We start from the raw sequence: 23281 nt of genomic DNA on the forward strand, positions 1-23281 counted from the left end.
CACAAAGATAAGAACATCCTGCCATACCAAAGGATACAACAGGATGTTTTTTAGGGTATGATTTGTTATCTTTTCAGACAATCCTACTCTCATCTCTTCAAGAGGTTCATCGGTTCCTGAAGTTTCAGGATGTCGTTCGTCTTCTGCGTTGCGGCAGCTACTTCAGCCTCCAGCGTAGCCTTGATGTCGCGTGAGGAAGCCCCGACGAGGAACTTGTAGTTTCCGGGAGTTACCACCCATGCCGATGCAGCCTCATCATAGGAAGCCAGGTCGGCAGCATTCACTTTCAGCGTCACCACAGTAGTTTCGCCCGGTTTCAGTTCCTTAGTCTTGGCAAAAGCTTTCAGTTCCTTTTCGGGTTTGTTGGCGTCTGCAGCATCGGGAGCGGATACATAAAGCTGAACCACTTCCTTACCTGCTACCTTACCGGTATTCTTCACTTACACAGATACGGTATAGACGCCGTTGTCTGCCTTGACAGCAGCCTTGTCATAAGCAAAAGTGGTATAGGAAAGACCGTAACCGAAAGGATAGGAAACCTGCTTGCCAAAGGTGTCAAAGTAACGGTAACCTACGTAGATATCCTCCTCATAATTGGTATAATCCACATCCTTCACGTCGTTCTTCTTCCCGCCCTTGTTCACGAGGTCGGTGCTTACGCGCATGTCTATCGGGAAGTTGGCGGAAGAAGCGGCATCTTCAAACTTCACCGGGAAAGTCATTGTCAGCTTGCCCGAAGGAGAAACCTTGCCACTCAGCACGTCAGCCACACTGTTCCCTCCCTCCTGGCCTGCCTGCCATGCACAAAGGATGGCATCGGGAACAGACTTCCAAGAAGCAGTTTCAATCACACCACCGATATTAAGTACCACCACTACCTTCTTTCCGGCAGCGTGGAAAGCATCGGACACTGCTTTCAACATGCTCTGCTCCTCTTTGGTGAGGTTGAAGTCGGCTACCATACGGTCGAGAAACTCACCGGAGGTACGTCCCAGCGTCACCAGTGCCACATCGGCCTTGGCAACCTGCTCGCGGATAACTTGTGCGGACACAGCCATCTCAGCAGGACGCTCGTCGGGCATAAACCACTCTTTCTTATCTTTGGCCAGACGTTCTTTCTCTGCTTTCAGGTAAGCTTCATAGCTATTCTTCAGCGCTTCATCCACCACATAGCCGGCATTCTTCAAGCCGTCCAATAGCGAAACGGTATAAGCGCGGTTCACGTTGCCCGAGCCCGTACCTCCGGCAATGAAGTCATAGGAAGTACAACCAAAAAGTGCCACGTTCTTCACGTCGGCTGCCAGTGGCAGAGCACCGTTATCGTTCTTCAGCAATACCATACCTTCTGTCGCGGACTGGCGGGTAACGGCAGCATGTGCTTTCAAATCAGGCTTATTGGAATATTTATATCCCTTGAAATGGGGAGTCTGGAGAATCATTTCCAAAATGCGCTTCACATTCTGATTGAGAATGGCTTCGTCCAACGCTCCGTCCTGCACACCCTTCACGATGGCTTCGTACTGCTTGGGCAGACCGGGCTGCAACATGTCGTTGCCCGCCACCATCTGTGCCACAGCATCTTTACCACCGAACCAGTCGGTCATCACCATACCCTTGAAGCCCCATTCGTCACGCAGCATCGTTGTCTGCAACTCCTTGTTTTCCGAAGTATAGACACCGTTCAGGTAGTTGTATGAGGACATCACGGTCCAAGGAGCGGATTCCTTCACGGCAATCTCGAATCCTTTCAAGTAGATTTCGCGCAAGGCGCGTGGGGATACATGCGCATCCGTAGCCATACGGTTAGTTTCCTGGTTGTTCACAGCAAAGTGCTTGATACTGGTACCCACACCGTTGCTCTGCACACCACGTACGTAGGCGGCGGCAATCTTACCCGACACTAACGGGTCTTCGGAATAATACTCGAAGTTACGTCCGCAAAGCGGGTTACGATGAATGTTCAGCGCCGGAGCCAACAGCACGTCCGCACCGTATTCCAGCACTTCGTTACCGATAGACTGACCTACACTTTCCACCAGTTCCTGGTCCCAGGTAGAGGCGAGCAAAGTTCCGATAGGGAAATGAGTACAATAGTACGTAGCAGAATCTCCCTCACGCTTGGGGTCGATACGCAGTCCAGCGGGACCATCAGCCAGCACCACAGCGGGAATGCCGAGGCGCTCAATCGGATATGTGGTTCCTGCCGCACCCGGCACCAGCTTTCTCGTTGCACCGATTACGGCACTGTCACCCGAGAAACCTGCCATACCGGTACCCACTACCAGATGCGCCTTTTCTTCCAAGGTCATGGCGCCAATCACCTCATCCAGAGAGGACTTTCCAAGCTGCGGCACACCCGGTCCGCAAGCTGACAAAACAGCCATTGCTGCTGCCATGGATATAATATTCTTCTTCATAATCTTATTTAAATATCTTCGGTGCGAATTCAGTCAGGTAAATACGCCAGTTCTTCCAGATATGACCTTCTCCGGTTTCATAATATTCATATTTGTAACCCTTCTCGTCCAACATCTTGCGGTAGTCGTTATTGGCCTGGAACAAGAAGTCTTTATTACCGATAGCGATGTAATAGAGTGCCGGTTTCTTGGCAAACTGGGTTTTCAGTTTGGCTTCAAGGTTGTCATAAATCGGAGACTTCACATCTTTGTTGGGCATGATGGCAGCCGAGAACAGCCCTACATAGTCGAACATGTCCGGATATTGCTTGGAGATGTGCATGGAGTGGAAACCTCCCATAGAGAGACCAGCAATGGCACGCCCCTTCTTGTTGGCCTGTGTACGGTAAGTCTTATCAATGAATTTCACCACGTCGGGGAAAGCCGTTTCGAAAGAACCTTCCATTGTCTTGGGCAGATTCATGCTGGGAGCGGCAAAACCCAGTGACGATTCACCCGGAGCAGCCTCCAACGCAGCGTTACCGTTGGTCATTACTACAATCATCGGCTTGGCCTTGCCTTGGGCGATGAGGTTATCCAGAATCTGTGCCGTACGTCCCAGTTCGCTCCATGCGTTCTCGTCGCCACCCATACCGTGCAGCAGGTAGAAGACAGGATAGCGCTTGCCGCTTGTCTCATATCCGGCAGGCGTATAGACAGTCAGACGGCGGTCCATACCCAGCGTAGGGCTGTTGTACCATACCTTAGACACCGTTCCATGAGGAACTTTATTCACTTTGTAAAGATCGATGCGCTCGTCACCACCGATGATGAATACATTCGTCACGCTTGCCACGTCTCGAATCATATAGACGTTGGCAGGGTCGTTAATCTTCAGTCCGTCTACCAGGAAAGTGTAGCTGTAGAGTTCTGGTTTCAGCGGTTCGGGAGTAGTGAATTCCCACACACCGTCCTTGTTCTCTTTCAAATCTGCCACACCCGGACCATCAAACTCACCAAAAGGAGTCTTGATTTTCTGCGTAGGCAGGAAGTCGCCGGTTACTTGCACCTTTACGGCTTTCGGCGCCTTCAAGCGGAAAGTTACTGTATTGTTGTCGTGTATCTCAGGTGAGACCACAGGAGCGCCTCCCCAGAGAGCTTGTTGCGCGAAAGTCATCGCACACATCAGCAACAGAGCTGACAAAATAGAAATTCTTTTCATGATACGTATGTTATCTTGTTATTAAATTAGTTATACCGAATCCTCTTATTTGAACAACTTCGGCGCGAACTCCGTCAGATAGATGCGCCAGTTCCTCCAGATATGGCCCTCGCCCGTTTCAAGATACTCGTACTTATAACCATTGTCATCAAGCAACTTGCGAAAGTCGGCCACACCTTTATAAACAAAGTCCGTCTTGCCGCATGCGATGAAGTAAAGGGCCGGTTTCTTGGCAAACTGAGTCTTCAGCTTACCTTCAAAGTCGGTATAGACCGGACAAGTTGATTTATCGTTTCCGGTACTTGCACCGGAGAAAAGACCTACATAGTCGAACATGTCCGGGTAATACTTGGAAATATTGCAAGAGTGGAAACTACCCATAGAAAGCCCGGCAATGGCACGGTTCTTCTTATTGGCAAGAGTGCGGAAATTCTTCTCTACGAACTTCACGATTTCGGGGAACGAGAGTTCAAAAGCACCTTCTGCCACTTTCGCTCTTTCGTCGGGACGCATGGATGGGGCAACAAACCCCTTGGGAGACTCACCTGCAGCAGCATCTTGCCAAGCATTGCCGTTGGTCATCACTACAATCATAGGTTGAGCCTTGCCCTGTGCGATAAGATTATCCAATATCTGCGAAGTACGGCCAAGAGCAATCCAAGCTTCCTCATCACCACCTGCACCATGAAGCAGATAGAATACCGGATAACGCTTGCCGCTGGTTTCATAACCAGCCGGAGTGTAAATCGTCAGACGGCGGTCCATTCCCAGCGAAGGACTATTGTACCACATGCGACTTACCGTTCCATGAGGTACCTTATTCACTTTATACAAATCGGCACGGTCCCCACCGATGATAAATACATTGGTCACGGTAGCCACATCCCGAATCATGTAAACATTGCTCGGGTCCATCATTCTCAATCCGTCTACAATAAAGGAGTATCCATAAAGTTCCGGCTTCAACGGTTCGGGAGTAGTAAATTCCCAAACGCCGTCCTTCCCCTCTGTCAAATCGGCAATGCCCGGTGCATCATAATCGCCACGAGGAGTCTTAATAGTTTGTGGAGGCAGAAAATCACCGGTAATCTGCACCCTTACAGCCTTAGGAGCTTTTAAGCGAAAAGTAACCGTGTTGTCTTCATGAATATCAGGAGAGACAACTGCCGCACCTCCCCAAAGAGCTTGCTGTGCAAAAAGGGTGACACAGCAGACCAGCAGCATAGCTGCCAAACTTAATAATCTTTTCATAATTTCTTATATTGAATGAATTAGATTTTTATTATTTAGCAAAGTTACGACTTACAAAAGGCAGGCACATATAAAGCGCCGAATGCCAATATTCGCTGGTATGTCCGCCATCCCGCACACGGAACTGGCAAGGGATACCGGCATTACGCATCGCCTGGAAAAACTCGATATTACGATCCAGCAGAAAGTCATCATCTCCGCAATCCACAAACCACTGTACTGTACGAAGCTGTGCCTTACGCGCATCATCTGCCTCAGCCACATACCTGATGCAACTATGTTCCTGCACAGAACGCGTCAGCACAGCCATCTTGTTCGTGGGATCGGGGTCTTTTCCCGCTTCCTCACCACTGACGGGGATATTCATCAAAGCACTCATGGCATAGGCGGCACAATACATATCCGGATAGCGCTGTGCATAGCTTGCCGTTCCGCCTCCGCCCATAGAAAGTCCGGCAATGGCACGATGCTGCTTATCACCTTTCACCCGGTAGGTCTTCTCTATATAAGGAAGGAACTCCTTATAGAAGAAATCTTCGTAAGCCCATCCCGGCATATTGAAGTAGCCGTTCCAGCAAGTGGCCGGATTTCCTCCGGCATTGGGGCTGACGATAATCATCTCGCAAGCCTCGCCCGATGCCGTCAGCTGGTCCATCACATCCTTGCAGCGCTGGTCGTTGAACCAACTGGTGTTTACTCCCGACATGCCATGTAGTAGATAGAGAATCGGGTATTTTCTCGTAGCATCCACCTCATAACTTTGAGGTAAATAAATTGTAAACTGCCGGTTTGCATCCAATATCTTGCTGTAGATACTGTCCGTCACCACTTTGCTCTGCGGTCCCCAACCGGGGAATTGTGCGTATGCTGTTAGCATGGTGAAAATAGCCAGAAAAGTAAATAAGACTTTCTTCATGGTATTTTAGATTTTAATGTTTCTCATATTTATGATACATCAAGGGTAAGGTATCAGAAACGGTTATGCAAAAATAAAAACTTATGATTTCTTTTGTCATGATATATATCAGTTTCTTTTCCTACCAATTTTCATTCTGCACCATATTCGGATTCAGTTCAAGCTCCTTGCGCGGTATAGGCAACAACTTATGCTTCGGTTTGAAGCCATAAGTGGAATTCCGGTACTGGAATTCCGTACCCTTGGAAGAATAGCTCGGTATTTCTTTACCCTGATTGGCCATTACTGTTTCGGCATCGCCCCAACGCACCAAATCCTGAAAGCGTACACTCTCCAGACAAAGTTCCAGACGTTTTTCTTTCTTCACATCATCCAATGTTACAGAAGTCAGACCATTCAGTTGGGCACGGGAACGTATCTGGTTGACGTATTCCAATGCTTTACCGCTATTGCCATTCTGCACATGTGCTTCAGCAGCCAGCAACAACACTTCAGCATAACGCATCACGCGCAGGTTAATGTACTGCAAGGCTTGAAAGTAGGAAGCATCATATACACAGTCCTCTTTCAGAGCACGGTTCTTCCACATAAAATACCCCTCGTGTCCCACCAGGTTCGCTCCTGCCTGCAAAGAAATACCAAGATTCTCCAATTGGGCAGCCGTACGGATGGAGCTGTTCAAACGATAGCCATTTTCACCTTCCATGGCAACAAAAGCTTCATATAAATCCTTTGTCGGATTCATGAAACCATAAGTACCCGTAGCAATGTAGGAAGAGGCCTCGCTACTCAGTGTCAGTTTTTCCGTACGCCACCCCTGCATAATGAAGGTCATTGTCATCTGGTTCCAGGCCTGCTCAGAGTCATTGCGTTTCTGCACTTCCAACATAGACTCGCAACAGCCATTGGCAGCAACGTGCAGCAGTTTATCATAATCACCCGTATAGAGCGCGTATTTACCAGACTCTATGACTTCATCCAGAATACCGGCAGCATCGCCATACTTCCCTTGAAACAAATAAGCTTTACCCAACATGGCCTGCGCCACCTCTTTCGTAATCCGAATACCCGTCTCACTGTCGTTTACATCCGATTTGGAAGGAAGCGCATTAGAATTTATAGCCTCCGTCAAATCGCTCTCTATCAATGCCCACATAACCTCCGGCGTACTGTTGCCGAGGCGATATTCTCCCGGAGTCAACAAATGGTCCACCACCGGAGCCGTACCAAACAGAGTGACCAGTTCAAAATTCGACCATGCACGGAAAAACCTGGCTTCGGCAACAGCACGTTTCTTGACTTCCGTATCCGGCTCCAACAAATCAATAATCAGATTCGACTTATAAATTATGCCGTACATACCCGAATACAGCCCCTGTACCATGCCATGGTCCGTGTCAAATGTATATTCATTCAACTGTTCCATTTGAGAGTTGTCACCCCGCGAGCCACCTCCAGCCCAAACATCATCGGCCAACAGATTCTTTGTGAAAAACCAGTTATAGTAATTGCCTCCCCAACTACTATACAGAGAAGCCAAAGCTTGTATGGCATCGTCATCAGTCTTATAAAAATCTTCCTGACTACCCATATTTCCATGTTTTGCTATATCAAGGCGATCTTCACAACCGGTACTGAATACGGAGAGTAACCCCAGCATCAGTATATAAACATATTTAGTTTTCATTATCAGTATCAATTTGAGGTTTATTAAAATTCAATGTTAAAGCCTAACACCACTTTTTTGGAACAAGGATAAGAGCCTTTGTCGATTCCCATACCTGAAGTAGAATTGGCAGCGGCTTCTGGATCAAAGCCCGGGTACTTGGTGAACGTGAAGAAGTCATCCAAAGAACCATAGATGCGAAGATTACCGACACAAAGTTTTTTCATCCAATTCTTTGGGAATGTGTATCCCAGCTGAATCTGCTTGATTTTGAAGAAAGAACCGTCATAGACCAATGCATCAGAAATCTGATATTTATCCATATTGGTGGCACCGGCACGGGGTACCGACCCATTGGGATTGGAAGCTGTCCAACGATTGTCATAAAACACCTCTTTCATTTTATTGGAAGCGGCAAAGTCAGGCCGGTTGATACAATTAAAAATGTCATTACCTTGCGAGCCCGTTCCGAACACAGTCAAGTCAAAGCCTTTCCATCCGGCTGTCAAAGTAATACCATAAGTAAAGTCAGGAATGGCATCACCGATATATGCCAAGTCACCATCATTCAGGTCACCGCTCTCATCCAAGTCATAGAATGTGGGATCACCGGTTGCCGGGTCAACGCCTTTGAACTTGTATCCACGGAAATAGTATACCGGATATCCCTCCTCAAAATAAGTAATGGTACTGGTGTGGAAATTCACGCCCGAAAGACGGGTGATAGATGGGTCTATATAGGTTACTTTGTTTTTCAGAGTTGCAAGATTAGCACGCACACCATAGTTGAAATTACCGATACGGTCCCTCCATCCCAACTCGAACTCCCAGCCTTTATTGCTTACATTACCGGCATTCATCGGAGAGGTTGAACCACCGATAATCAATGATGGAGTAGTGCCGGACACCAGCAGGTCTTTCGTTTTTTTATCGAAATAATCCATACTGAAGGTCAGACGGTCATTCAAAAAACGTGCATCGATACCCACATTTATTTGTTCGGAGGTTTCCCACTTCAACTCATCGTTGCCCATTGTGGAAGGAGCAGCACTGGTAATGTACGAATTCCCCATTACAAAAGGATAAAGGCCTCCCAATGCCATGTCAGTACTATAAGCATATCCGCTCAATGCAGCCAAACTACCATTCTGTCCCCAACTGGCACGCAGTTTCAGACTGCTGACATGATCCTTCAGAGGTGCAAAGAACTTTTCTTCGGAAACCGTCCACCCTACGGATACTGCGGGGAAATACCCCCAACGGTTCGTGGCAGGAAGCAGAGAAAGGTCGGCTGCGTCTGCACGTAGAGATGCCTGCAACAAATAACGTCCTGCAAACTCATAACCTACACGGCCGAAATAAGAGAGCTTGGCTGAACGCGTCTTCTCACCACCCACCCCTTTAATGGCAGAAGCTGAAGCATAATTCAAATAGTAGAACAACGGATCATTTTTTTTCAGTGCATCCTCTTCATTGGGAGAAAGACTGCCGTTTACGTAGTCATAAGTGGATTCCTGATATGACATACCCACCATGGCCGTCACCGTATGCTGTCCGAAGGTCTTCATATAATTGGCAAAGTTCTCCCACTGATAATAAATAGTAGTTGACGAAGTATTACTTTGACCGACATAGTCACGGCTTTGCGTGGCATTGCCATAGAAAGGAAGGTCTGTTGTAGAGCTACGGGTACCAGACAAGCGGTAACCGAAACGGGAAGTAAAAGTGAATCCCTTGAAAGGCTTGAAGTCCGCATACACAGAACCGTTTACGTTAAAACCACTGTTCTTACCAATGTTATTGTCACGCATAATCATAGGATGATATTGCTCACCTGCAAAAAATTTGGAAACAGCATAATAGTTTCCATTGTCATCCTGCAACAAGTGCTTGCCACTATTCAGGGCGGTCAGCATATGGGTGGGCAGGTTTTCGTATGTATAAGTATCCGGAGTCAGCGGGTCGAGCTGCAATATGGAAGTCAGCAAGCTGCCATACTCATTATTGGTGGAGACACTCCGTACGTTGTATTTTTCTATCTGGTTGGTGGTTCCCACTTTCAGCCATGGCTTGATTTCATATTCAGAGTTGATAGTAGCAGTCAAGCGCTTATAAGTATCGGCATTACCTTTCACGATACCATTATCGTCCAGATAGGTCAGGGAGAGATAATAGTTCCCTCTGTCACTGCCATTAGTAAACGCAATGTTATGCTTCTGCATGCGACTGTTTTCAAAAGCTACATCAGTCCAGGCCGTATTGGTCACACCGTCCCAATTCTGTAACAGATAATCTTCCGTGAAGGTATTCGCCTCTACCATGTAGTCTATGTACTGTTCAGCACTCAGCATCTTGGGTACACGTTGCCAGTGCTGGGAGGAGAATTGGAAATCGTACGTAATTTTACCTTGGCCGGACTTACCTTTTTTCGTGGTAATAAGTACCACACCATTGCCGGCCTCAGCACCGTAGATGGCAGCAGAAGCGGCGTCTTTCAGCACTTCCATGGAGGCAATATCATTAGGATCAATGCCACTAATGTCGGATAGGCGGACACCATCCACCACATAAAGCGGATTGGAGGACACATTGGACGAGTAGCCGCGCACACGTACCGTAGGCGAGGAGCCCGGTGCGGCAGAGGTCTGGATAACCTGCACACCAGCAGTCTTGCCCTGCAAGGCAGCAGGCGCATTACTAATGGTACGATTCTGCATATCCTCGGTTTTCACCTGGGAAATGGCACCCGTAACGGAGCTCTTCTTCTGTACACCGTAGCCCACTACCACCACTTCGTCCAATGTCTTGGTATCTTCCTTCAATGTGACATTCATCACTCCAGGCACGGCTTTCTTCTCTTGTGTAACGTAGCCGATATAGGAATAAACGATAACAGCACCCTCCTTGACGGACAGCATATAGTTACCATCCAAGTCGGTAATCACACCGTTCGTTGTACCTTTTTCGAATACACTTACACCAATCATAGACTCCTTCAGGTCATCTGTCACTTTACCCGACACCTTTATCTGGTTCTGTGCCAGCAGGAAAGGCATCCCAGCCAAAAGGAAAAGTGCTGACATCGCCAGCCTTTTCACTGCATTGTTTCTCATAATGCTTTTCATTAGTTGTTAATTAGATTTATTAATAAAAGGGTTATATTCATTCTTCATCGGATACCTGCATCAGAAACCGCGTACCGGAAAGGCCATCACCACCTCAAGCAGTTCCTTGTCATGATTGTACTTCATGCCACAATCATTATCGAAAATCATCGTTGCTCCCTTATCAGCTGTATAAGGTTCCCACTCGGGCAAACCTTCAGTATTGGGATTCCCCGTACGGGCAAAGTTCAGCCACGCACTGCTCATCTTGTCCGCCAGCACTTGTGCCGCCTTTCCGCCTCCGGTCATCGAAGCATGACGCACGACATTGTTGAACACAAAAGGAATCTCCATACAATGCGTGCTGCGGAGTATTCCGTCCATCACGGGCGATTCCCAAGCAAACATATACATATAGACCGGTGCACCTTGCTGTGCCGACTTCAGTTTGGCCTGCTCCACTGCGCCAGGGCGGAAAATGAAGTCCACATCCACCAGGTCCTTGGGCTGATAACCGGGGTAGGCCTGCTCAAAAGCTTTCAGAAAATCATCCGTACGTTCACCATATTTCTTTTTAATCTGCTCCACAACCTGCTCCTTCGTCATGCTCCGCAAAGGCGGGAAGTAAGTGCTTGCGGTAAACTCGTGCAGGGTAGTGCCTATCATCACCGGAATGTCCTTGCTTTGCACCGGAGCCTGAGGGTCGAAAGGCTGTGCTGGCAGCACATCGCCATCTACCGTGGGAGCCCAGCCAAAGATAAAAGAAGCCACTCCTTCTTTATCAGCCTCTACACGCATTTTGGCAACGGCCTTTTCGCCTGCGGCAAGCAATTTGTCGTAAGGTACTTTCTGTAATTCATCTATCTGCGAAGCATTCAGTCCCAGCTCCTCCATAACCGCACTGCCAATGCGACGAGAATACTTTTGCTCCATCGTACGAAGCATAGATCCGCTTTGTACAATGGCTTTATGGAACAAGCCTCTCGCCGACGGTGTGGCAAGCAACGTAGAGACCTTGCCTCCCCCACCGGACTGACCGAAAATGGTAACATTCCGGGCATCTCCGCCAAAAGATTCTATATTCTTATTCACCCATTGCAGTGCCGCCACCAAGTCAAGCAGTCCGGCATTGCCCGATTTTGCATATTTATCACCATAGGCGGAAAGGTCGAGAAAACCCAGGACGTTGAGACGATGATTCAGTGTCACAACCACTGCATCCCCTTTCTTTGCCAGATTTGTTCCGTCATACGAAGGAAGCTCCTGACCACTGCCGGCGGAATAACCTCCACCATGCAGCCACACCATGACGGGGCGTTTCTTCCCGTCTTTCAGTCCCGGTGTCCAGATATTCACCCGCAGACAATTCTCGTCAGGATAACCGTCATCCCAGTTGAAGGCAAACGCCTGTTCGTCGCTGTACCATCCCATGCGCTTGCCTTGCGGACAAGTAGGGCCGTAGGCACGACTGCTGCGGACACCTTCCCATTTGTCAACTGCCACGGGCGGCATAAAACGTTCGGCTTTGGCATACGGAATACCTTTATATATATAGATACCGTTCTCCACATATCCGGCTACTTTGCCCGATTCGGTTTCGGCAACAGCAACCGTAGAGGAAGCCGTTATCTCCCCCTTCTGCCCGCAAGCAGGTACTCTCTCCATTTTAGCTGTCCCTCCGCACGAGGAAAGTAGGATGGCGGAGAATGCTAACACTGACAAGAATTGCTTTTTCATATTATGTATTAGTTTTATGTTTTTATGATTGCAATATTAGCACATTCTCCCCAAAAGGATTTTCTACGTTATCCAAACGGCTTTCCCCGATGTTCAAAACAGCTTTCTCCAATGTTCAAATGTTTGCAGATTTGTTCAAAACATGCTCTCCGGCAGTCTCTCTCTCAATTTTTATGAGTATTTTCGCATCGTAATGCCAAAACAAAAAGATGGCACATGCCAATGCTTTTAGTCTACACTATATATTATGAAATACATTAAATATTTACTTCTATTGTGTTTAATCACCGCATGCAATCCGTCGGACACAAAGCCCACACCGGAAGGCAGCATCGAAAGCCCTGTCATCACCAATGACCTCTCCAACCAGAAGGTCACCGCCTTTGCCGAAGATGCACAAGGACACATTTGGATAGGAACTTCACGAGGGGTAAACAAATATAATGTACACGAATATCATCAGTATTACTGTACGGATGACTCACTGGATATACCCGATAATCAAATCAACGACCTCTTCCGCGATTCACAAGGCCGGTTGTGGGTAGTCACCGTAAATGGGACTAGCCTATACACAGACAAGGATAATTTCCAAAATATGCCACTGGACTTCCCTAATAAAAACGGCATCCAAATATTCGAGAACAAAGACGGAAAGATTTTTCTGAACATGATGCACAGCCTTGCCGTATATAATCCACAAACACACAAATTTGACGTACCCATCAAGATATTTGACCCGAACTATACCTTCAACAACCGCTGCTTCATAGACCAGAGCAACAAACTGTGGGCAGTGACCCCGCTGTCTCTGCGCCGCTACAACTCCTCCACACTGGCGCTGGAAGACTCCATCCCAATGCAGGGCTTTTCTCCCACCTACTTCTTCATGCAGGCTAACGGAATCCTATGGCTGGCAGGAAACCGCCAGATAGCACTGTACGACACACATACGCACAAATTCAAGGAAACACCCCAAGCCCTCCGAAGCCATCCGTTGCTGCTGCATGCCAACGTCAACTACATCCATCCCTACGGCAGCAACAGCCTGCTACTGAATACCGACCAACAAGGAATGTTCCTCTACAACTACGTGGAAGAATACATGATACATCAAAGCGAAAACGGTTTTCCCTTCGAAGTACCTCACTTCAAGATAAGCACCATGTTTACCGACTCACAGAAAAACCTATGGATAGGCTCTGTAGACCAAGGGTATGTCGTGCGCTATAACTACAAAGAACGTTTCAACACCAACAACCATCTCAGCTCATACCTGAACCGGAAGTCAGTGCTGTCCGTGGCAGTGGACAAGGAGCGAAATCTCTGGATGGCCACCATGATAGACGGGCTGTACGTTTACAACATGGACAGCCACGAAGTGAAAGAAGTGGACCAGCCTGGACTTCCGGGGAAAAGCGCTACCGACAAACCGGACATCACACGCGTATTCGTAGATGACGAGGGCTACATCTGGCTGGCGGCCCTCTATGCGAGCAAGGTGATGAAATGCAGCTATAAAAACGGCATACTGAAGACAGAGGCTATTCATGACATCTTCCTACCGCTGTCGTTTGCACAAGATAGCCGTGGAACAATTTGGGTGGGTACATACAGCCCTAAACTTTATGCCAAAAGGCGTGAAGAAAAAGAATTTGTCCAAACACAAGTATTTTCCTGGACTGGAACCTTCATACCCGGACTCCTTCCACTCAACAACGGAAAGATGTGGGCCACTGCCTTCATGAACCCAGTTATGCAAATCAATCCCGACAATTGGGAAAGCGCTGAAGTACCATTCGAGAACACCGACTGGCAAGCTTGTATCCAACGTTCAGTATTCATCCCTACCGACATCTTCGAAGACAGTCGTGGAGATGTGTGGATTGGAACCGTCAGCAACGGACTGCTGCACTATTCTGCCGCCACCGGAAAAATCAAGACCATAGAGGGTACACCCTGCCGGGACATCTCTTGCATTGAGGAAGATGCACAAGGCAATATATGGACAGGCACACAATACGGGCTGGGCAAATATGACCGCACCGTAGGGAAATTTACCAACTACTATGCCGCCGACGGCATAGGCGGCAATCAGTTTTACGACCGTTCTTCATGCCGCTTGCCCGACGGGACACTGGTTTTTGGCGGTACGCACGGGCTGACTTTCTTCAACCCTATGGACGTAAGTACCAAACGGGAAATTCCACTGCTCTTCGAGGATTTGAAGATACACAACCGGTTGGCACGCCCACAAGACAGCAAAAGTGTAGACAAGCACCTCTCCTACCGGCCGGACATCTGCCTGGACCACAATCAGAATGGTTTCAGCATCTCCTTTGCCGCACTGGACTACTGCGAATACGAACGCGTACATTATTATTACAAGATGGATGGTTTCGACAAATATTGGATTGATGCCCGCAACAACCGAGAGGCCTACTATGCCAATCTGCCTGCCGGTACCTACACTTTCAAAGTTAAAATAACCAATAACGACAAGAGCATTGTAGAAAGGGAGAATTCCATACGCGTCATCGTAAAGCCCGCCCCTTGGCAAACATGGTGGGCATGGTGCACCTATCTGCTCATTGCCGCCGCCATCATCGGTATCTTCATCCGTGCCTGGCTACGCATTAAGCAGGAAAAAGAAACCGCCCGACGCGCCAAACTTGAGAAGGAGCAGGAACAACGGGTGAACCGCATGAACATGAGTTTCTTTGCCAACATCTCGCACGAGTTCCGCACCCCACTCACCATGATTTCGGGTCCGGTAACACAACTTTGCGAAAGTCCCCAAATAGAGGGAGAAAACAAACAACTGCTTTACATCGTACAACGCAGTGTGGGGCGCATGCTCCGTCTGGTGAACCAGCTGATGGACTTCAACAAGCTGGAGAATGACACCCTAAAACTGCGGGTGAAACGGACCGACATCATCTCGCAACTGCAACGTTTTGTAGACATTTTCCGCATCAACGCCAACGAGAAAGGCATCGCACTGAACACTTATGGCCTGGAGGATACTTTCCTCATGTGGCTGGACGTGGACAAGCTGGACAAGATTGTAGGAAACCTGCTTTCAAACGCCTTGAAGTTCACTCCGAACGGCGGAAAAGTGGAACTGTGCTTCGACGTCATTACCCGCGAAGAGGCTGCACGCCTCTTTACGCTGACGGACAAAGACATCGACACACAGTACGTCAAAGTTGCCGTGGCAGACAGTGGCCACGGAATCCCCGAGGAACAGTTGGAGAAAGTATTCGAACGCTATTACCAACTGGACAATCAATCCAAAGGTACCTATAACTGGGGAACCGGTATCGGTCTGTACTATGCCCGTAGCCTGGCGCTGCTGCATCATGGCTATCTGAAAGCCGGCAACCGTACCGAACGAAACGGAGCCGTCTTCACCCTACTGCTACCGGTGAATGACCTCTCTTATACCCCCGAAGAATGCACTCTCCCCGAAGAGGAACAGAACAAGGCATTTCCGATACAAACGGAAGAACAATATCAACTGGAAAATACAGAGAGCATCCGGCAGCAAAAGCAAACTCTTCTGGTAGTAGACGACGATACGGAAGTGGCTCACTACCTGAAAGCCCTGCTTTCTCCCATCTACAAAATCGTCTGCCGCTTCGATGCCGACAGCGCCTTCAAAGCCATGAACGAAGAAGCGCCCGACCTCGTACTGAGTGATGTAGTGATGCCCGGAAGAAACGGTTACGATCTCTGTCGCCAGATAAAAGAGGACTTGCAACTATGCCACATCCCCGTGATACTGGTAACGGCCAAAGCTACTGTAGAGAATCAGGTGGAAGGTCTGAATACCGGTGCAGATGCCTACGTGACGAAACCTTTCGAGCCCAACTACCTGCTGGCGCTTATCAAATCCCAACTGAAAAACCGCGAGAAAGTGCGCAGCCTCCTGAGCCAGTCCACCCAAACGGATAAGATTGAGGGAAATGTGCTTTCGCCGCAGGACAACACTTTCATGACCGAGCTTTACCACCTGATGGAGAACGAACTCTCCAATCCGGAGCTGGACGTGGCGCGCATGACCGAGCTACTGAAAATCTCCCGTACCAAGTTCTATTATAAGGTAAAGGGGCTGACGGGTGAGAACCCCAGCGTATTCTTCAAGACCTACAAGCTGAACCGTGCCGCCGAATTGCTCAAAGAAGGAAAATACACTATTTCAGAGATAGCGGACATGACGGGATTCAGTACGCTGTCCCATTTCTCGACAAGCTTCAAGAAACAGTTCGGTGTGAGTCCGAGCGAATACAGCAAGTAAAAAGCCGGTCGGTTCAAATTTATTCATTACATTTGTACCATTCTTAAAAAACCTTTTTATCCATGGCACACCGACTGAACACCAACAAACAGTTTATGATAGGCAACGGCATCCTTGCCTTTGCCGTGATTTTTGTAGTTGTCATCTTTGTCTACATGAGCATGAGGCTGCAACAACGAAAAGAAGGAGAACGCAACTTCATTGAGACATACACCATCACACTGACGAAAGGATTTGCCGGAGATTCCACTTCCATATTCATCAACGACAGCCTGCTGGTGAACCGTACCATTGCAGAAGAACCTTTCACCATCGAAGTGAAACGCTTTGCCGAGCAAAACGCACTCATGATTGTAAACAATGCAACTGAAAAGCTTTCCTTATTTGAGCTAAGCGAAAAAGGAGGAGAATACCGGTTCGAGAAGGAAGGGGAAGAGGTAAAGCAGTTAGCAAAAAATTAGGGATAAAAAGTTTGAGGCATTTTGCTCTCATATTTCGGAGTCGACAAGCTGTTTCCTGGCTTACCAACAGCCACTGCAAAGACACCACATAACTTTTGCAGTGGCACTGCAAAAGGAGTGCAGTGACAGTGCAAAAGGAGTGCAGTGACAGTGCAAAAGGTATGCAGTGGTTTTGCAGTATCACTGTCTGCAAAACAAGGAACTACTTACCGTGATACACCCATACTAATCTCTAATCATTTATTTTCGTTTGATATTTCCGAAGCTCCGCTCTCAATGCTTGTGCCTTTCCATCAGTCATCCGATCGAGCAAATCCCAGAAACGCTCCCCGTGATTCATCTCGCGGGTATGTGCCAGTTCGTGCAGTAGCACGTAGTCTATCAGATGCTTGGGAAGAAGTACCAGATAATAGGAAAGGTTGATATTGCCTTGTGCCGAACAGCTTCCCCAACGCCCACTGCTGGAATTTATCTTCACACTCTTGTAAGAAAGGTTGTGCTGCATGGAAAGCATATACAAACGGGGCGGAAGAACAATTTTCGCATTTCGCCGTAAAGCTTCCTCAATTACCTTGCGTAGCCAGGCCTGCAACTTCTCATCCGAGAAATCGGCATCAGGAGGACAGATTATCTGCATTTCCCCCAATTCCGAACGAGACAAAAACCGTTCCCGTTGTCCGCTGACCAATGTCAGTTTAAAGAACTCCGTATCAATGCGGTAATCCAAATCAATCAGCTTTCTGACCTGCTTCTGTCTGGCAGCCTTCAGACGCGGACGAAGCTGCTCGATGGCATTCTCTATCTCGGCAAGAGAAGTCCGGGGAGGCACAGTCACGTAAATTCCATCTTCCTTTGTACGGAAAGTAAGACGCCGTGCCCGGGCATTGACCCGGACAAACAAAGGGCCAAGCTCTTTATCTTCTATAATGCGGTTTACTGTCATAAATCAAAGCCTCTCCCATAGGAAAGGGGTGGGAAGAGGCTTTGCAAATGAACAAAGAATCATCCAAAAACGCAAGCAAATACCTGACAAAAGCGGACGGAGTGTCCGATAATGAACACTGCACAAAAACGGCTATCCTTTAACAATCACCATTTTACACTTATGGCACAATAATTGATTAAAGTATGCTGAACTGGTTTCTTTTGAAAAAAGCATTTCTACATGCAACTTTTTCAAGGCAGTTCACGTCTAACTGATAAACACTAAATCACAAAAAACAAAAGAATATGAAAGCTCTAACAACATTTATCGCAATCGCCTTATTGGCATTCAGTACAACCGCTTGTTCACAACAACACACATACCGTTCCGGAGGCTTCGGCAGCAAAACAGTCAAGGCAAGCAAGAACTATGTAACCAAAGACATAAAAGTGGACAATTTCACCAAGCTGAGTGTAGCCGGCAGCCCCGACGTGACCTACACACAGAAGTCCGGCAAACCGACAGTGGAAGTATACACCTCGGACAACATTGTAGACTTACTGGATATCCGTGTCAAGGACAATACCCTCTACATCGGCTTCAAGAAGAATGTCAACGTATCCTATAATAAACTGGAAGTACGTGTGTCCACAGAAAAGTTGAACGGCATTGCTGTTGCAGGTTCGGGAGACGTGGAACTGAAAAACGGACTGAAGACAGACAACCTCAAAATCTCTGTGGCAGGTTCGGGTGACATCAATGGGAACAACATCTCTTGCACAGACCTCGATATTTCCATCGCAGGCTCAGGAGACATCAACAGCAGCGACATCACTTGCAATGACCTCCAAGTATCCGTTGCAGGTTCAGGTGACATGAAGCTGAACAACGTAACGGCTAACTTCACCAAAGCATCCGTTGCCGGTTCGGGTACCGCCATCCTGAGCGGCAGCACCCAAGAAGCTGAATACAGCGTGGCAGGTTCGGGTGATTTGTTTGCTTCCGATTTCGTTGCCAAGAAAGCATCCGCCAGTGTTGCCGGTTCAGGCGACATCAAGTGCCATGCCACAGATTTCCTAAAAGTACGCACTAGCGGAAGCGGCAGTGTGGGCTACAAGGGTAATCCGGAACTGGACTATCCGAAAAAAGGACTGTATAAGCTTTAACATTGGAAAATATAGACTTTAAGATTAATGAACCTAAACTAAATTCTCTCTCAAATAATTACCTATAAAGATGACGAAGGACTCCCGCGAGGAAGTTCTTCGTTCTTTGTGCATCCACCCATGCTGGGCGTACAAACAATAAAGGGACGCTGCATCACGCAGCGTCCCTTCTATTTTAGTTAGTTTTTATAAGATTTTGAGAGAATTGAAACTTCACAGCCTCAAGTTGTTTTAATAAAGCACACTAACTATTATGTTTAAAGCAAATGAAAATGTTATTTTAAAAGCAAATGAAAATATCTATTCACTGATTTCCAGACCCTTGTCCACCCGACGCAGGCTATCCATTACCTGCTTTTCATGAGACACGGGCACATCTCCCGAAAGAGCTACCGACGGTGCGGAAATCTGTTTACCGATAGTATCGGCTGCGGCCACCTCCTCTACATCCGAGAAAAATGAATGTTGCATCACATTCCCCATAGAAAGGACCACTGCCACTACTGCAGCGGCTTTGAACAACGGCATGAAACGTGCGGTCAATGTCATGCGCTTTGCCTTGACCACCGGAACTTCTACTTCGGCAAGCACCCGGGCATCAAAATCCTCACCCAAATGCACTTCCTGCTGAAGCTGCTGATATACGAACAAGTCCTTGTAGCGAAGCAAGTGTCCGGGAACATCGTTACCGCTAAAGAAAGCACGCAGGCATGCTTCCTCTTCCAAAGAAGTTTCGCACTGCCAGTAGCGTTCCAAGAGTTGTTCTATATATTTAGAGTCCATAACCTTCTATATCAATAAACGTTTGTTTTACTTTTTGCCGCGCCCTGAAGAGGTTCACTTTTACCTGCTCCTCGGTCAAGTTCAGGACCGCTGCTATTTCTTTATAGCTCTTACCTTCCACATCCCTAAGCTGCATAATCAACCGCTGTTTTTCGGGAAGCTTGCTCATCAACCGATGTATCAACGCCATCCGTTCCTTGTTCACCAGCTTTTCGTAAGGGCTCGATGCATCGGAGACTTGCTCCATTTCGGGGAGTAGCTCCACGGTACGGGAGTCTTTTCGCTCGCTACGGTCTATCGCCAGATTTCTTGCCACAGTCAAGCAATAGGCTTCAATAGAACCAAACTGCGACCACTCGTCACGCTTGTTCCAAACCCTTATCAGCGTTTCCTGCACAACGTCCTCTGCCTCTGCCCTATCAAACGTAATTCTTAAGGCTAACCGAAAAAGCTTATCCTTCAGCGGGAGAATGTCATTGCGAAAGCTGAGTTCTTGCATCTCTAATAAATTGACGGTTAAGTATTCAGAAAGTTACAGCCTATTGCCGTTTTTTTTGAATTATTTTCGGATACGGGTTCCACTGTTCCCGTTGATGGCTGATGCTAAAGTGATTACGACTTCGGACACACCCGCATTCAACGCCTCGAAAGAGTTCTCCAATTTTGGAATCATGCCACCTTGAATCACTCCATCGGCTACATATTGCTTGAATTCCTCCGGTGTTATCTGTGGAATCACGCTATCATCGTCGTTCTCGTCACGCAGCACCCCTTTCTTCTCAAAGCAGAATACCAAAGTAACATCGAACAAGCCCGCCAAAGCCTTGGCAGTCTCTCCGGCAATGGTGTCGGCATTCGTATTCAGCATGTGCCCCTCTCCATCGTGCGTCAGCGGAGCCATCACGGGAACCACACCCTTATGAATGAGGTCTGCCAAAAAAGCAGCATTCACCTGCTTCACATCGCCCACAAACCCATAGTCCACCTCCTTCACGGGACGCTTAACCGAACGGATTACATCCATATCGGCTCCCGTCAAGCCCAGTGCATTGACACCGCGCGCCTGCAAGCCAGCGACGATATTCTTATTCACCAGCCCGCCATACACCATTGTTACCACTTTCAGCGTTTCGGCATCAGTGATACGACGGCCATTCACCATTTTGCTTTCAATCCCCAGTTGGGCGGCGAGCTTCGTAGCTGAGCGTCCGCCTCCATGTACCAAGACCTTGTAGCCTTCGATGGCTGCAAAGTCATCCAATAACTTATAGAGGGTGGCTTCCTCTTCTACAATCTTGCCACCCACCTTTATTACAGTCAGTTTCTCCATTTTATTCCAAATAAGTATATCCGTACAGTCCGGAACGGTAATTAGACAAGAATTCCTTTCCTTCTTCCACAGAGATACGCCCTTCCTTGACGGATTGCGTCACCCAAGTTTCCAGCGTACGTACCAGTTTCTTAGGATTATATTGCACGTAGTCCAGCACCTCTGCCACCGTCTCTCCATCAATCAGTTGGTCAATGGTGTAGCCTTTGGAATTGACAGACACATGCACAGCATTCGTATCACCGAACAGATTGTGCATATCTCCCAGAATCTCCTGATAGGCCCCTACGAGGAAAACCGCCAGATAATAGTGCTCCTTGTCGCGCAACGAGTGCAGCGGCAGGGTCGTCGTATCGGCACGCGAGCTGACGAAATTAGCTATTTTACCGTCAGAGTCGCAAGTCATATCCTGCAAAGTAGCCTCGCGGTCGGGTCTTTCATCCAGCCGCTGTATGGGCATGATGGGGAACATCTGGTCGATGGCCCAGGAATCGGGCAATGACTGGAACAGCGAAAAATTACAGAAATACTTGTCGGCAAGCAGCTTGCTCAACTTGCGGAATTCCTCGGGGCAATGCTTCATGCCGCTGGCAATGGAGTTAATTTCGCGGCAGATACTCCAATAGAGTTTCTCTATCTGCGCGCGCGTATTCAAGTCGACGATGCCATGACTGAAAAGGTCGAGTGCCTCTTCGCGTATCTGCTGTGCATCGTGCCAGGGTTCCAGCATGCTGCGCTGACTCAGGTTGTCCCAGATGTCATACAGTTCCTTCACCAGTTCGTGGGCATCCTCTCCCGGTTCCCAGTCGTCATCCATTTCGGGCAGGGAAGCCGTTTCCAGTACTTCAAAGATAAGCACGGAGTGATGGGCAGTCAAGCTACGTCCCGTTTCGGTAATGATATTGGGATGAGGAAAGCCGTGTTTGTTGGCAGCATCAACAAATGTCGACACCACATCGTTGACATATTCCTGGATGGAATAGTTGACGGAGCTTTCGCTGCTTGAAGAACGTGTACCGTCATAATCAACTCCCATACCGCCACCGGTATCCACGAATTCGATGTTGAATCCCATCTTGTTCAGCTGCACAAAGAATTGCGAAGCTTCACGCAAGGCATTCTTGATGCGGCGTATCTTGGTTATCTGACTGCCGATATGGAAATGTATCAGCTTCAGACAGTCCTTCATGTCCTTTTTCTCCAGGAAGTCCAGCGCTTCAAGCAGTTCACTGGATGTCAGTCCGAACTTGCTGGCATCTCCCCCACTTTCTTCCCATTTGCCACTTCCACTGGAAGCCAATTTTATGCGAATTCCAATGTTGGGTTTCACTTTCAATTGCTTCGCCATCTTGGCAATAAGATTCAACTCATTAAGTTTCTCTACAACAAGAAAAATGCGTTTGCCCATTTTCTGCGCCAACAGTGCCAATTCAATGAAGCTCTCGTCCTTATATCCGTTACAGACCACGAGGGAGTCCGGGTCTGTATTGACCCCTATCACAGCATGCAACTCCGGCTTTGAACCCGCTTCCAGACCTAGATTGAACTTCTTCCCATGGTTAATCATCTCTTCCACCACAGGACGCATCTGATTCACTTTGATGGGATAGATAATAAAGTTCTCTCCTTTATACCCATACTCATCGGCGGCCTGTCTGAAGCAGCAGGACACCTTCTCGATTCGGTTGTCCAGAATATCGGGAAAACGCACCAATACCGGAGCCGCTACATCGCGCAACTGCAACTCGTCCACCAACTCTTTTAAATCGACGGCAACCCCATCCTTACGCGGTGTCACCACAACATGACCTTTGTCATTGATACTAAAGTACGAAGTGCCCCAACCAGTTATGTTGTACAGCTCTTCTGAATCTTCAATACGCCATTTTCTCATCAGTACATTTACTATTAGACTATTTACAATTTACTATTTTCCCACTATAGTGTGTTTTATAAAAGGGGCGACAAAAATACACATAAATCTAATACATCCAGCTCATCGGACTGAAAAATACACATTTACA

14 protein-coding genes and 1 pseudogene are annotated in these 23281 nt (G+C 47.9%); 3 read left to right on the forward strand and 12 right to left on the reverse strand.

Annotation, left to right across the window (positions count from 1 at the left end; translation table 11 throughout):
* Positions 1-89: 89 nt before the first annotated feature.
* The 7 genes and pseudogenes from DWY57_RS10640 to DWY57_RS10670 all read right to left on the reverse strand — a co-directional run bounded on the left by DWY57_RS10640 (position 90) and on the right by DWY57_RS10670 (position 12292).
* Positions 90-2417, reverse strand: a pseudogene (locus tag DWY57_RS10640) (glycoside hydrolase family 3 C-terminal domain-containing protein).
* A 4-nt stretch (positions 2418-2421) separates the two neighbouring features.
* Positions 2422-3618, reverse strand: coding sequence for an esterase (locus DWY57_RS10645; protein WP_119961726.1), 1197 nt, complete (start codon positions 3616-3618; stop codon positions 2422-2424).
* 45 nt (positions 3619-3663) lie between these two features.
* The gene (locus DWY57_RS10650; RefSeq protein WP_119961727.1) at positions 3664-4869 is read right to left on the reverse strand and encodes an esterase; all 1206 of its coding nucleotides are present in this window, start codon (positions 4867-4869) and stop codon (positions 3664-3666) included.
* A gap of 31 nt (positions 4870-4900) precedes the next feature.
* Complete coding sequence (locus tag DWY57_RS10655; RefSeq protein ID WP_119961728.1) at positions 4901-5785, reverse strand: alpha/beta hydrolase-fold protein; 885 nt, start codon at positions 5783-5785, stop codon at positions 4901-4903.
* A 121-nt stretch (positions 5786-5906) separates the two neighbouring features.
* The gene (locus tag DWY57_RS10660; protein WP_119961729.1) at positions 5907-7472 is read right to left on the reverse strand and encodes a RagB/SusD family nutrient uptake outer membrane protein; all 1566 of its coding nucleotides are present in this window, start codon (positions 7470-7472) and stop codon (positions 5907-5909) included.
* A gap of 23 nt (positions 7473-7495) precedes the next feature.
* The gene (locus DWY57_RS10665; RefSeq protein WP_243634673.1) at positions 7496-10564 is read right to left on the reverse strand and encodes a TonB-dependent receptor; all 3069 of its coding nucleotides are present in this window, start codon (positions 10562-10564) and stop codon (positions 7496-7498) included.
* Between the two features lie 72 nt (positions 10565-10636).
* Entirely contained in the window at positions 10637-12292 is a 1656-nt protein-coding gene (locus DWY57_RS10670; RefSeq protein WP_119961731.1) for a carboxylesterase/lipase family protein, read from the reverse strand.
* 247 nt (positions 12293-12539) lie between these two features.
* On the opposite strand from DWY57_RS10670, the gene DWY57_RS10675 reads away from it, so the two are divergent.
* Both DWY57_RS10675 and DWY57_RS10680 read left to right on the forward strand, forming a co-directional pair.
* Positions 12540-16592, forward strand: a complete 4053-nt coding sequence (locus DWY57_RS10675) for a two-component regulator propeller domain-containing protein (RefSeq protein WP_119961732.1) — start codon at positions 12540-12542, stop codon at positions 16590-16592.
* A 62-nt stretch (positions 16593-16654) separates the two neighbouring features.
* Positions 16655-17053, forward strand: a complete 399-nt coding sequence (locus DWY57_RS10680; RefSeq protein WP_005825862.1) for a hypothetical protein — start codon at positions 16655-16657, stop codon at positions 17051-17053.
* Between the two features lie 232 nt (positions 17054-17285).
* Here DWY57_RS10680 and DWY57_RS10685 read toward each other — a convergent pair whose 3' ends face one another.
* Positions 17286-17996 carry a SprT family zinc-dependent metalloprotease gene (locus DWY57_RS10685; RefSeq protein ID WP_117599794.1) on the reverse strand — a complete coding sequence of 237 codons (711 nt, stop codon included), beginning with the start codon at positions 17994-17996 and terminating at the stop codon, positions 17286-17288.
* A 287-nt stretch (positions 17997-18283) separates the two neighbouring features.
* Between DWY57_RS10685 and DWY57_RS10690 the strand changes: the two genes are divergently transcribed.
* Entirely contained in the window at positions 18284-19144 is an 861-nt protein-coding gene (locus DWY57_RS10690) for a head GIN domain-containing protein (protein ID WP_119961733.1), read from the forward strand.
* A gap of 300 nt (positions 19145-19444) precedes the next feature.
* Here DWY57_RS10690 and DWY57_RS10695 read toward each other — a convergent pair whose 3' ends face one another.
* Genes DWY57_RS10695 through speA form a run of 4 tightly spaced genes read right to left on the reverse strand, consistent with a single transcriptional unit; the run spans position 19445 to position 23151 of the window.
* Positions 19445-19927 (reverse strand): hypothetical protein, encoded by a 483-nt coding sequence (locus tag DWY57_RS10695; protein WP_117599796.1) that lies wholly within the window; start codon positions 19925-19927, stop codon positions 19445-19447.
* Positions 19917-20426: a sigma-70 family RNA polymerase sigma factor gene (locus DWY57_RS10700; RefSeq protein WP_117599797.1), complete on the reverse strand. Its 510-nt coding sequence runs from the start codon at positions 20424-20426 to the stop codon at positions 19917-19919. The genes DWY57_RS10695 and DWY57_RS10700 overlap by 11 nt, the downstream gene beginning before the upstream one ends.
* 60 nt (positions 20427-20486) lie before the next feature.
* On the reverse strand, positions 20487-21257 hold the full coding sequence (argB, locus tag DWY57_RS10705) for an acetylglutamate kinase (protein ID WP_117599798.1): 771 nt from the start codon (positions 21255-21257) through the stop codon (positions 20487-20489).
* Between the two features lies 1 nt (position 21258).
* Positions 21259-23151 (reverse strand): biosynthetic arginine decarboxylase, encoded by a 1893-nt coding sequence (gene speA, locus DWY57_RS10710; protein WP_117599799.1) that lies wholly within the window; start codon positions 23149-23151, stop codon positions 21259-21261.
* Positions 23152-23281: the final 130 nt, after the last annotated feature.

It is taken from the genome of Bacteroides sp. AF25-5LB, from assembly GCF_003602965.1.
GTDB classification, from domain to species: Bacteria; Bacteroidota; Bacteroidia; order Bacteroidales; family Bacteroidaceae; genus Bacteroides; species Bacteroides uniformis.